This is a genomic window from Mesorhizobium neociceri (assembly GCF_013520985.1).
Taxonomy (GTDB): domain Bacteria; phylum Pseudomonadota; class Alphaproteobacteria; order Rhizobiales; family Rhizobiaceae; genus Mesorhizobium; species Mesorhizobium neociceri.
On record NZ_JACDTY010000037.1, the window covers coordinates 21,240 to 34,185 of the forward strand.

The 12,946-nt window shown below is 57.2% G+C and carries 10 protein-coding genes; all 10 read left to right on the plus strand.

Features of this window, described 5'->3' with window-relative positions:
* The first annotated feature begins 47 nt into the window (after nt 1–47).
* The 10 genes from H0241_RS34200 (at nt 48) to H0241_RS34240 (ending at nt 12,694) form a co-directional block, all read left to right on the plus strand.
* Nucleotides 48–1,382, plus strand: coding sequence for an aspartate aminotransferase family protein (locus tag H0241_RS34200; protein WP_181062117.1), 1,335 nt, complete (start codon nt 48–50; stop codon nt 1,380–1,382).
* A 1,172-nt stretch (nt 1,383–2,554) separates the two neighbouring features.
* Entirely contained in the window at nt 2,555–3,574 is a 1,020-nt protein-coding gene (locus H0241_RS34205; protein ID WP_210285181.1) for a phosphotriesterase family protein, read from the plus strand.
* Nucleotides 3,575–4,087: 513 nt separating this feature from the next.
* A complete protein-coding gene (locus H0241_RS36180; protein WP_268926464.1) occupies nt 4,088–4,459 on the plus strand; it encodes an amidase family protein in 372 nt (123 codons plus the stop codon).
* A 113-nt stretch (nt 4,460–4,572) separates the two neighbouring features.
* Nucleotides 4,573–5,097, plus strand: coding sequence for an amidase family protein (locus tag H0241_RS36185; RefSeq protein WP_328824962.1), 525 nt, complete (start codon nt 4,573–4,575; stop codon nt 5,095–5,097).
* Between the two features lie 546 nt (nt 5,098–5,643).
* On the plus strand, nt 5,644–6,486 hold the full coding sequence (locus H0241_RS34215; protein WP_181062118.1) for a transporter substrate-binding domain-containing protein: 843 nt from the start codon (nt 5,644–5,646) through the stop codon (nt 6,484–6,486).
* 358 nt (nt 6,487–6,844) lie between these two features.
* The gene (locus H0241_RS34220) at nt 6,845–8,275 is read left to right on the plus strand and encodes an amidase (RefSeq protein ID WP_181062119.1); all 1,431 of its coding nucleotides are present in this window, start codon (nt 6,845–6,847) and stop codon (nt 8,273–8,275) included.
* 381 nt (nt 8,276–8,656) lie between these two features.
* Nucleotides 8,657–9,511 (plus strand): transporter substrate-binding domain-containing protein, encoded by an 855-nt coding sequence (locus H0241_RS34225; protein WP_181062120.1) that lies wholly within the window; start codon nt 8,657–8,659, stop codon nt 9,509–9,511.
* 60 nt (nt 9,512–9,571) lie between these two features.
* Nucleotides 9,572–10,546: an amino acid ABC transporter permease gene (locus tag H0241_RS34230; protein ID WP_181062121.1), complete on the plus strand. Its 975-nt coding sequence runs from the start codon at nt 9,572–9,574 to the stop codon at nt 10,544–10,546.
* On the plus strand, nt 10,543–11,406 hold the full coding sequence (locus tag H0241_RS34235; protein ID WP_407941795.1) for an amino acid ABC transporter ATP-binding protein: 864 nt from the start codon (nt 10,543–10,545) through the stop codon (nt 11,404–11,406). The genes H0241_RS34230 and H0241_RS34235 overlap by 4 nt, the downstream gene beginning before the upstream one ends.
* Nucleotides 11,407–11,515: 109 nt before the next feature.
* On the plus strand, nt 11,516–12,694 hold the full coding sequence (locus H0241_RS34240; protein WP_181062122.1) for a M24 family metallopeptidase: 1,179 nt from the start codon (nt 11,516–11,518) through the stop codon (nt 12,692–12,694).
* Nucleotides 12,695–12,946 lie beyond the last annotated feature (252 nt).

Sequence of the window (12,946 nt, forward strand, 5' to 3'; positions counted from 1 at the left end):
TGCAGTTGGGCTAGCCTATCAAACAACAGCGCAAGCATGAGACTTTCATGAGCAAGATTTTGCATCGCTCGATTCACGCCGACCTCCCGGTCGCTGTTGGCGGTCGTGGGATCGAGTTGTTCGATGCCCATGGCAAGACTTATATCGACGCGTCTGGGGGCGCCGCCGTTTCGTGCCTGGGTCATAACCATCCGCACGTGCTGGCGGCATTGCACGCTCAGCTCGACAAACTCGCCTACGCCCATACAGGCTTCTTTACCACCGAAATCGCCGAACGGCTGGCGGATAGCCTCATTGCGGATTCGCCGGATGGTATCGATTATGTCTATTTGGTCAGCGGGGGCTCGGAAGCGATGGAAGCAGCGCTGAAAATGGCGCGCCAGTACTTTGTTGAGAAAGGAGAGAGTCAGCGCAGGCACATTATCGCGCGCCGTCAAAGCTACCACGGGAATACACTGGGTGCGCTAGCAGCCGGCGGCAATGAGTGGCGTCGGGCTCAGTTCAGGCCACTGCTCATCGAAACCCACCACATAGCGCCATGCTATGCATATCGCGGTCGGTTAGCTGGCGAGGGCGAGTATCAGTACGGAGAGCGGGTCGCCAACGAGCTGGAGGCGAAAATCCTCGAGCTCGGATCAGATGAAGTGATCGCATTCGTTGCGGAAACGGTCGTTGGCGCGACGGCAGGCGCGGTGCCAGCTGTCGACGGCTATTTCAAGAGGATCCGCGAGATCTGTGACAGCTACGGCGTTCTCCTGATCCTTGACGAGGTGATGTGCGGCATGGGGCGCACAGGAACGCTGCACGCATACGAACAGGAAGCCATAGTGCCGGACCTGATCGCGATCGCGAAAGGGTTGGGCGGCGGGTATCAGCCGGTCGGCGCAGTACTTTTGGGTCGCCGTATCTACGACGCCTTCGCTACAGGGTCGGGCTTCTTCCAACATGGCCATACGTATATGGCGCACCCGATGGCCGCGGCGGCCGCTCTCGCAGTGCAGGACGTCGTCCGAGAGCATGGCCTCCTCGACAACGTTGTCCGCATGGGGGAACTGCTCAACCATCGGCTCCAAGAGCGCTTCCATAACCATCATTCTGTCGGTGACATCCGCGGGCGCGGCCTCTTCCGGGGGATAGAAATCGTTGCGGACCGCGGGGATAAGTCGCCGTTCGACCCGGCGCGGAAAGTCAATGTCGCCATTAAACGAGAAGCCATGGCACGCGGGCTGATGGTGTACCCGATGGGTGGCACGATCGATGGCGTGCAAGGTGACCACATCCTGCTCGCGCCCCCGTTCATCGTCAGCGCCGGCCAGATCGACACAATTGTGGAGCGTCTGGGCGATGCCGTGGACGCCGCGGTCGCGCGTAGCGTTGCCTGATCAAGAGAGAGTCTCTCGAGGATCAAACTGGAATAACAAGGGCCTGCGTTCGCGTCGAATGTGAAGCCGGAGACATGCAACTAAAATACTGCGTAGCAGGGCGTTCAGAGAAGGGTAGGCTGAATGCGAAATCTATTGAAACTCGATCTGCTTGCCGGGATGGCGCCATCTGTCATCACCACGGGTCTGAGATCATCCCCAGTTTGCGATGAGTCAAAGGAGGCGCATCAATGGCCTTGCGGCCCTATCCTTGGAATTCTTGAGCTTGATGAAGTTCTGTTGCCCGATAGCCCGTGCCGTATTCCGCGGAAAGGATCTCCTGTGGATCCGGCGACCTTTGGCCGACCCATCGTCACGGAAACGGTAGAAGGCGCATTGGCGGAGAGCGTTATTCGAGGGACCCCGTCACTCGAAGCCGCTTGTGTGACAGCTGCTCGGCGTTTGGTCGAACGAGGCGCCGGGATGATTTCTGCTGACTGTGGCTTTTTTATCCGACATCAGGCGGCAGTCTCCGCAGCCGTCAATGTGCCGGTAGTAATGTCAAGCCTACTCCTTATTCCAACGTTGCTTCAACAGCTAGCACCTGCGCAGAAGCTTGCGGTAATACCCGCTGATTCAAGACACTGCAGTGAAGACCTGTTTGGTATCGAGAATCCGGCAGATCGAGCGAGAGTGGTCGTTGGCGGGATTGAAGAGGGCGAATACGTACGCAATGCGTTGGCACGTCCATTCGTCCGGACCACCCTTGATCAGATCGAGCAGGAGGTCGCAGCATGTGTTGCACAACTCCGCGCCAAGTATCCCGACATCGGGATGCTACTCTTCGAATGCACAGGGTTCCCATGCGTGACAGATAGCCTACGCAGTAAGACAGGATTATCCATCTACGACATTACGGACCCTTTGCCGGCTCACCCTTGCGGCCATCACCAAGCCCGCGTTGCCCTGAACAGAGTCGGTCAGTCTACACGTGCTACCCCGAATTCCACAGCCCAGTGTTGTCCCGACAGTAAGGCCATCGTGCGGCCAGATGCCAACAATCTGAAATCTGCATTTTACACGAGCTGCTATTGCGGGCGAGGCTCGCCAAGCCTGAACAGGATTGGTTTCCGAGCATTCGGAATATCCTGACCCGGTCAATGGAGATAAATGTGCGGTTAAGCAGAGATGAGATGAGGCGTAAGGCCCAGACGGTGCTGGGTCTGGTTGACCCGGCGACGCTAGGCCAGACGTTGATGCACGAGCATCTCTTCTGGGATTTTGTACAGCCGGGTCGACAGGATGAATCGAGCACCGGCGGTCCCGACCCGCGCGACTACTGGAAACTATTGATGGGTGGCGCCGCCGATCCGCGCGACATTCGGCAGAAGGATCGCGGGGTGGCTGCTCGCGAGGCCGCTCGCATGGTCGAGGCAGGTGGCAGGACAATCGTCGAGCTAACCATCGGCGGTATCGGCCCTGACCCCGAGGGTCTGATGGAGGTGTCGCGAGAGAGTAACGCCCATATTGTGATGGGCTGCGGTCACTACGTCGAGGACTGCCAGGACCCGGGTAATCACAATCGAACCATCGAGAGCTTCGCCCAGGAAATGATTGATCAGGTTCAACTGGGTGCCTGGGGAACCCAAGTACGGGCCGGCATCGTTGGTGAGATAGGCTGCCAATGGCCGTGGACCGATCTCGAGAAGCGTGTGCTGGCGGCTGCCGTCATCGCCCAGCAGGAAACGGGAGCGGCCCTGACTATCCACCCGGCCCGCCATGAGGACCACCCCTGGATGCTCATTGAGTTCCTAAGGGAGCACGGGGCCGATCTTTCGCGCACCATCATCGATCATATCGACAGAACAATTTTCGACGATGATCGCCTATTCCGCCTAGCGGACTCCGGCGTTGTGCTGGAATGGGATCTGTTCGGGCTGGAGAACACATATTACGCGCTTGCGGACATTGACATGCCGAACGACGGCATGCGCATCCGAACGATCAGGCGTCTGATTGATCGCGGACATCTTGGGCAGATCGTGATTAGTCACGACATCTGCAACGCAATACGGTTGGCTGAGTTCGGTGGGCATGGCTATACCCATATTCAGCAGAAGGTCCTCCCCCATATGGGAAAGCGCGGCTACTCGGGGGATGAGATCAATGCAATCATGATCGATAATCCGCGCCGGCTGCTGACCTTCGTTTGAAGAGGCCCGGCTGACAGCGCTCGTGAGCGGAGAGCGGGATGCGGGCCATATCGTCGAAGACGGCATGCCGCACGAATTCTTCACCAATCCAAAACACGCAAGAGCCAAGCTATTCCGAGCAGCGGGGCTGGCCGTGCGCAGCTCCTACTACGAGCGGTGGGGCATGGATGCGCGGGCGGCGAGATCTGGTGCTACGGCGAGCGGTTTCGTATCGGCCGGGCGAAATGGTGCAACTGCAGATGAGTTTGACAGCACTAGCCTGTGCAATCGAGATCGTGCGCGATGGTGCGGCCGAGAACAACCCGTGGAACCATCCTCCAGGCAAATTGCGCCTGGCCACAAAAAGCGCCGGCCGGTTGATAGATGATCAGTGGAAACGGCGCGAGGTACGCCCGCCGGTCAACATGGCAGTTAACAAAGGACCGATCACATGGACTCTCAGACCATAGGCTTTATGTCGGCCATTGAGCTGGCAGATCTTATCCGCACAAAAAAATTTCGCCGGTTGAGTATATGCGCGATCTCCTGGCCCGCATTGCCGCGCTGGAGTCCAGTTTAAACGCCTTCGCTTACATTGCGGCAGATCGCGCGATGGATGGTGCGAAAATGGCGGAAGCCGCTCTGATGAGCGGTTCACGAAGTGGCCGGTTGCACGGCGTGCCCGCTACGATCAAGGACTTGCAGATTACCAAGGATATGCCGACACAGCGAGGCAGCAAAATCTACTGCGGCCATCAGCCAACCGAGGATGCGCCGATCGTGCCGCGCCTGCGAGACGAAGGTGCGATCATCGTAGGGAAGACTACAATGTCTGAGGTTGGCTGGACCGGCGTTTCGCGCAGTCCATTAACGGGCATTACCAGCAACCCATGGAAGCTCGGCTAGAACGCCGGCGCATCATCAGCCGGCGCGGGTGCTGCCGCAGCAGCAGGTTTGGGGCCGCTGCACCAGGGCAGTGACGGAGGGGATCGATCCGCCTTCCCGCGCATTTCTGCGGTGTGTTTGGACTCAAACCCAGTTTCGGGCGCGTGCCGAATTTTCCTGTCTCCGCGGGTGAGCCCATTTCCCATGTCGGGCCGATGGCGCGCACGGTCGCCGACGCCGCTCTGATGCTTGAGGTGATGGCCGGGCCTCACTTTCTTGACTATTCATCGCTTGAGGCGGGGCCCGCCAACTATCTTGCCCGGCTGTGCGATGGCGTGAGGGGCAGGCGTATTGCCTACAGCCCTGATCTAGGTATCGCCCACGTAGACTCGGAGGTCGCCGAACTCGTGAAGGTCGCCGCGGCGCGCTTTACAGAACTTGGGGCGATCGTCGAGGAGGTATCGATCCCTTGGGCGAAGGATGGGCCGGAGCTTTTCCGATTCTTCTGGTCCGCGGACCTGACCGGGCTCGCAGAGTACCTTACGAAATGGGAGGCGGAGATGGACCCTGGGCTCGTCGCCTGCATTAAGCAAGGGGAGGACATCACTGCCTCGCGCTTTCAAGCGATGCGCCGGCGTTTCCGCCCGCGGTTCTCTTAAGGCGTGCCCCCTCGTTCAAGGCAACGATCTCGGAATTGATCTCCCACGCGCGGGAGCCGCGCAAGCCGCTCGTTGTTGAGGCCGATGAGGTTGTTGCGTCCCTGGAGGCGATCCAGTCTCAAGCGCTGTGCCGCACTTACCAGGTCGCGCGGCAAAACTCAGACCGCCGAGGCGATGCAGTCGTCGCAATTGCTGGTATCCCGTGGCCTGGTCCGGCCGCGCTATTCTCCGGATCGTGACAATGACCATTTTCGCTACCGGACCATGCTGATGCGGCATGCTTCGAACGAGCACTGGACTGGGTCTGCGCCAGGAATGAGTTCAGGCCGAGATAGTCAGCGTCTCGCTAGCACTGTTCGCCTCGAGGGCTCCACGCGCATCACATTCAGCCGCCTCCGCGTTGATATGATCCATCTGCGCCATTTTATGGTTGTCGAAAACATCTGTTGCAAAGTTGGCCCCCACAGGCTAGGCTCCAAAATGCGGCCTGCTCCGCAGGCGTTCGTGCCGGCTGCTTGAGAAAACAGCAACGACAGGGGAACACCAATGAACAAATTTATGACTGTGGTTGCGGCCGTGGCATCGCTAGCCGTCGGAATCGGGGCCGCGACGAGCGCAGCCAATGCTGGGGCCGTGCTCGATAAGGTGCTGAAGTCGGGGACGCTCAAGGTCGCAGCTGGACCTGATTGGGGAACGATGTCGTCCCTGAACAACGAAACTCAACAACTCGAAGGCTATGACATCGATGTTGCGAAGGGCATCGCCGACCACTTGGGTGTGAAGATCGAGTTCGTGACTCCTAGCTGGGACATCATCACGTCAGGCAATTGGCAGGGTCGTTGGGACATCGCCATGGGCCAGATGACACCAACTGCGGTGCGAGCTGAGAAGTTCGACTTCCCTGCCGTTTACTTCTATGCGCAGGTGGTTGCTGTTGTACATAAGGATAGCAAGGCAGTCAAACCTGCCGATCTGAACGGCAAGAAGGTTGGGGTTACCGCGGGCTCCGTGCAAGAGGAGTATGCAAACCATACCTTTAAACCCAACTGGGTGGACGCGAAGCCGATTGAGTTTCAGGTCAAGCCAGGAGAAATCAAAACATACGCGACTACGAATGTGGCTTTCGACGACCTCCGGCTAGGCGATGGAGTTCGACTGGATGCAGTCCTAACTGACGGAACTGTGATGGATGATGCAATAAAGGCTGGCTATCCAATAAAGCCTCTTGGCGAGCCGCTATTCTCCTCCCCGGGAGCCATTCCGGTGCTCCATGGAGACAAGGAATTCAGCGGCAAGATCGCCGAGGCTATCAAGAAAATGAAAGAAGACGGCACGCTGCCGAAGCTGTCGCTGAAGTGGTACGGGGTGGACTACACCACCGAAAAGTAGCGCGCGCTAAGCTCTGGCGACCGAGGCTGTCCTCCGTCGCTTCTTTCACTAGAAGACTGCATTCGTTCTCGGTGAGCTCGATTTCCAATCAGCGTAAGCGCCATGTCATGAATGGAATGGACCAATAAACGCCGCGGCAGCTCCCGAAGCCACTCACGGACATCTGCCACTGTCCCGAAAGTGGATCGGCAACATCCGCCAGCCGCAACCCGAACCGACCAGGTAGCGCACGACTCAAGGTCGTGAACACACATGATTATCTCGCTTCGGTGGCGGATTGCTGCCGACAGGCTTCCCCACCTTAGCGGGTGCAGAAGCTTACTTCTATAGCCGGACGAGGGGACAAAGGATAGCTGCGATGAGGTTAAGCGAATACGCAAAGTACGATGCAACTGGTTTAGCCTCGCTGGTGAGAACCCGTGAAGTGACTGCTCTGGAACTGACGCAGTTGGCCCGCCAGGTACACGACGAGATCAATCCTCTTATTAATGCCGTTATCGAATTCTACGAAGATGCTGAGACCGTTGCTGGCGCAGACGCGGGGTCTTTCAATGGCGTGCCATTCCTTCGCAAGGATACCGGGGCTACGGAAGCTGGGCGCCTCCAGGAACACGGAAGCCGTCTTTTCAAAGGCTGCCGCTCCGATACCGACAGCTATTTTTTTCGTCGCGCGCGAGAGGCCGGGCTTCGGACCGTGGGAAGAACTACGATACCGGAGCTTGCATCTACCGTAATGACGGAGTCGATTGTCAACGGCATTACAGGTAATCCATGGGATTTGAAACGATCCGCGGGAGGCTCGTCCGGGGGAGCAGCAGCGGCGGTGGCCGCCGGCATCACCCCAATTGCACATGGCAGCGACGGCGGTGGGTCAATTCGCATCCCGGCGTCCTGGTGTGGCCTTGTCGGGCTGAACCCGTCGCGAGGACGAGTTTCCGGCGGCCCGCACAATCAGGACGCATCGTCTGGTCTCAGCCGCGAGTTTGTTCTCTGTCGGACGGTGCGCGACATGGCTGCTGCGCTGGATGTCTTTTCTGGTCCCCACCCTGGCGATCCATTTATCATCGTCCAGCCAAGCCTTCGCTACTTAGAGGAACTGACACAGCCCACTGGCACTTTGAGGGTGGGGGTCGCGAGAACCAGTTGGGGCGCGATCGACCTTGACCCAGAAGTGCTGCACGCTGTCGAGGCGACGGCAACGCTTCTTGAGGGAATGGGGCACACGATAATAGACATCGATCCGCTATATGAACCGGCCGAGTACAGCAAGTTTGACTCCGCCCCGACGACCGCCATTTGGCTCGAAGAAGCGGCGCGTACTCTGGGGCGTACGATTAGCTCGGACACGCTGGAGCCGGTCAACCTCAAAAGGTATCGATATGGCCGCGATTTGCCCCTATCCCAAACGTGGGACGTCCAAGAGGGCCTTCGTAGAATGCGTTCCCGCGTGGGCGAGGCGATCCATGGCTTCGACATTCTGCTGACTCCCACAATGCCGATCGTGGCCGTGCCGCATGGTGGGATTTATTCTGCGGTTAACCCGGAGGTCTCCGTTAAGGAATACTTGGAAGCAGATACCGCTATTTGTCAATACACTGGCATCTTCAATGTCACCGGGCAGCCTTCGGTGTCTTTGCCTTTGGCACAAAGCTCTAGCGGGCTGCCGATCGGTGTTCAGATTGTCGGCCGGTTTGGCGACGAGGCCACACTCGTCCGTGTCGCACGCGATCTGGAAGACGCCAGACCTTGGCACCACCGGTGCCCGAAGGTTCGAGCAGAGGGCAGCTGACGATCCGTTTAAAGGTCGTGTCTGGCGCGAGCGATGTCCCGGATTGAACACTGTGCGCGACATTCACACCAAACCCGGGCCAATTGCAGGAAGAGATGCAATGACGTCGTGTCGGTGATCGCCACGGGATCGCCTACTCACACCATGGACCTAGCCAGCCAGCTGCCCCGTAGGCGCGGCTCTGCTTTGAACCATCTGAGTTCTAGATGGAGGTGATATTGATAATGTTCTTGTCAACTCATGTGCCTGACATAGGGTCAGCACGAGGCAACACTGGGACGAATAAACGGTCGCTGCTTGCCCAGGCTTGGGAGGCTGATCGCGTTGCCTAGACCAATCCACGTCTCGAATGAGGATGAGAAGGTGACAAGGGAGGATCGCATGAACAAGCTGATGACGATGATAGCAGCTGCAGCCTTACTCGCTGCTGCGTCTCTGGCTGCGTCACCTGAGGCAAGCGCCGGCGCCGTACTCGATAACGTGCTCGCTACCAAAACGCTGAGAGTCGCAGCCGGGACGGACTGGGGGACGCTTTCATTCTTGAACGACAAGCATGAGCTCGATGGTTCCGACGTGGACGTGGCCAACGCCATCGCGGAATATCTGGGCGTGAAGGTTGAATTCATAACACCGGCCTGGGATATCATCACTTCAGGCAAGTGGGAGGACCGTTGGGACATGGCTATGGGTGAAATGGCCCCAACTAAAGCCCGCGCCGAGAAACTTAGCTTCCCGGCTGTTTACGCCTACGGGGCGGTGGTTGCGGCCGTTCACAGGGATTGCAAATCAACCAAGCCATCCGATCTCGACGGTAGGGTGATCGGCGTCACAGCAAGCACGGTGGCCGAGTCTTATGCCAATCACAGTTTAACGCAGGACTGGGTGGTCGGCGGTCAGGCAGGCGCTCAGCCAATTAAATTCCAATTCACGCCAGGCGAGATAAAGACCTATCAAACCGACAATGTCGCACTTGACGACCTTCGGCTCGGCGATGGTGTTCGGCTTGATGCCGTCCTAGCCAACCGATCGGATCTACGCAATGCGATCAAAGCCGGCTATCCATTGAAAGAGCTCGACGAGCCACTATTCTTCTCGCCGTCGGCTATCGCAATTCTGCGCGGCGACAGGGAATTCAGCGACAAAATCGCTGAGGCCATCCAGAAGATGAGGGATAATAGCACTCTCTCTAAGATAATGATCAAATGGTACGGAATAGATCGATCCGTCGAAGAGTGAGTGGTGAATCGCTAGCGACCAAGGCTAGCCTTGGTCGCTAGCTTCCTTAAGAGGGTGCTAATGCTTTATCAGGACACAGTCGAATCCGAGATCCTGGTCCACAAACCGTGGTTCATCGCTTCGGTATTCGCAGTCGTGCTCGCTGTGTTTTTGGCGCTCAACCTGACCGGCACGACTATGGGCGAACTCATGCGGCCGGTCATCGGCGATCCGCTGGAGAGCGGCCTTTACGGGCGCTTCGCGATCGCGTTTGTGATTGCGATCGTGTTCTGCCTCAATCTCGTGATGATCGGTTTTGTGCCGCTGAAGGTTCAAATCGGCATCGTGTGGCTTGAGATGCTGATACTTTTTCTCGTTTTTGTTAAAACGTTAAACTTAAATCTGCCCTTTATTTGGAAGAACCTGCCCTTCCTAATCACACAGGGCATAGTGACGACGCTCTATGTCTCGGCGATCTCGCTTGTATTCTCCTCGCTGATAGGGATTGTTGCCGCTGTTGCGAAACTTTCAAGCAACGGGTTCGCCTACGGCATAGCCAGCTTTTACACTTCTTTCTTCCGCGGTTTGCCCCTTCTGATGCAGATCTACCTGATCTATCTCGGCCTCCCGCAATTGGGCATTGTGATGGATGCCGTGCCATCAGGCATATTGGCGCTTTCGCTGTGCATCGGGGCCTATATGACAGAGATCTTCCGCGCCGGAATTCAAAGCATCGACCGCGGCCAATGGGAGGCATCCCGGTCATTGGGCTTCGGCTTTGGACTCACGATGCGCCGGATTATATTGCCGCAGGCGCTTCCCGTCATCATTCCCCCAATGGGGAACTCGTTCATCTCAATGCTGAAGGACAGCTCGCTCGTCTCAGTGCTCGGCGTGTGGGAACTGACGTTTCTCGCTCGCACGCTTGGTCAGGCCACCTTCAATCACATGGAGATGCTGATTGCCGTTGCCATCATCTACTGGATCCTGTCCATCTGCCTTGAGCTGATCCAATCCAGGATCGAACGTTACTACGCTAGGAGCAAGGTACGATGACCGTCAGCAGCGTGGTTCAATTGAAGGGCGGTCCAAACGGGTATTCTAATGCGGCTGCCGAAGTGGCGCGTCCTGAGTCGAGCTCGGATCGGAGGTCGTCGAGCCAAGGGCAGGGGCCGTTGAGCGACACGGTTATCGAAGCCAAGAAGGTGTCGAAGTGGTACGGTGCCTTCAGAGCATTGACTGACATCAATCTCACCGTTCGCAAAGGCGAGCGCGTCGTTATCTGCGGTCCCTCTGGATCGGGAAAGTCGACGCTGATCCGCTGCTTCAATCGGCTTGAGGCGCACCAGGAGGGTGAGATCACCGTTAACGGGATCAGGTTGCATAGCAAAATGCGCGACGTGGCTGAAGTTCGCAAGAACGTCGGCATGGTGTTCCAGCACTTCAACCTCTTCCCGCACATGACGGTGCTGATGAACTGCATGGCTGCCCCGATGTGGATTAAAGGTGTGCCTGAGGCCGAGGCAAGGAAGCTCGCGATTAAGTTCCTCGAGCGCGTCCACATACCGGAGCAGGCAAACAAATATCCCGCGCAGCTCTCCGGAGGACAGCAGCAGCGCGTCGCGATTGCCCGTTCCCTCTGCATGGAGCCTGCCGTCATGCTCTTCGATGAGCCGACTTCGTCGCTCGATCCGGAAATGGTCGCTGAAGTGCTGGACACAATGACCAGTCTCGCGCGCGACGGCATGACTATGGTCTGCGTCACCCACGAGATGGGCTTCGCGCGCTCCGTTGCGGACCGAGTGGTCTTCATGGATGCAGGCCTCATCGTCGAAGAAAACAAGCCACACGACTTTTTCACCAATCCGCAGCACGAAAGAACGAAGCTCTTCCTCAGCCAAATCTTGAAGCACTGAGGTGATGTTGAATTGCGGAATTATGACGACGACTGTCTGGCAGACTCAGCATAAGTAACTTTAAATAATCAATTTGTCGAGATGGACATACTCGTCGAGGAGTTCCTATATGAGTCCAGAAGTGCTTAGATTTGAATTATCAGAATACAAGACCCGTCTCGAAAAAGCCCGCGCCGCAATGGAGAAGGCGGGGATCGATTTGTTGGTCGTTACGGACCCTGCCAACATGGCTTGGCTGACGGGTTACGACGGCAACGCCTTCTATGTGCCTCAATGCGTGGCTGTATCCAAGGACAAAGACCCGCTCTGGTTCGGCCGCGGTATGGACGCCAACGGATGTCGCCGGACCACCTACCTGGGTGAAGATCGAATAAGATCGTACGAAGACCATTACGTCCAGTCCGACACATTGCACCCTATGACCGTTCTTAGTCAGATAATCGATGATGAGGGGCATGGCTCCTCGACTATCGGTGTGGAGAAGGACAACTACTACTTCTCCGCCTTGTCGTTTGAAGTTCTTTCCGCAGCGCTGCCTAACGCGACATTCAAAAACGCTGACCGACTTATCAGCTGGCAACGTATCGCAAAATCAGAACGAGAAATTGAGTACATGCGCGGTGCTGGCAGGATCATCGAAGCCATGTACCAACGCATTTCCGAGGTGCTACGCCCCGGCGCAAAGCAGTCGGATGTAGTTGCGGAGTTGACCCATGCAGGTACCCGCGGTGTGAGAGAATACTGGGGAGACTATCCGGCCGTACCCAATATCGGGGCTGGCGCCGACGCCGCGGCTCCCCACCTGACGTGGAGCGATCGTCCAATCCGACCCGACGAAAGCATTTTCTTCGAGCTCGCGGGTGTTCATAAGCGCTATCATTGCCCCCTCGCAAGGACGTACTACCTCGGCAAGCCGACCCCTCAGATCCTCGACGCCGAAAAGGCGGTTCTCGATGGGATGCAAGCTGGTCTCGAGAAGGCACTAGCTGGTAACCGATGCGAAGACATCGCCAATGCTTACCTTACTCAATTGGCCCGCTACGGTTTGGTCAAAACGGGCCGTTCCGGCTATTCGATAGGACTCGGCTATCCACCCGCATGGGGCGAGAACACCGCTAGCTTCCGAGACGGCGATAAGACGGAGCTCCGCCCAGGTATGACTTTCCACTTCATGACCGGCCTTTGGTACGGAGATTGGGGCATTGAAATTACTGAAAGTATCCTGATCACTGAAGGCCAGGTTGAATTCCTCTCAAATGTTCCACGCAAGTTATTCGTAATTGACTGAGACTGTCGATGAGAAGCGTGGACGATAAACTTGCCCCAAGTCGCAGGCGAACCACAATCTTCCGATGAGCGCGACTTGAGAGGTGGCATTCCGGCATCACCCAACATGCTAAACATCAAATGTAAAAGGATGACGACCGATGACTGATTTTCCTCGTGCCCCAGGAAAACGCTGGCCGTCCTGGATTAGGCCTCGATTGGCGTTCCACGGGGCACCCGTGGGCATTTTGATGCTTGATCGCATGCCGGGACC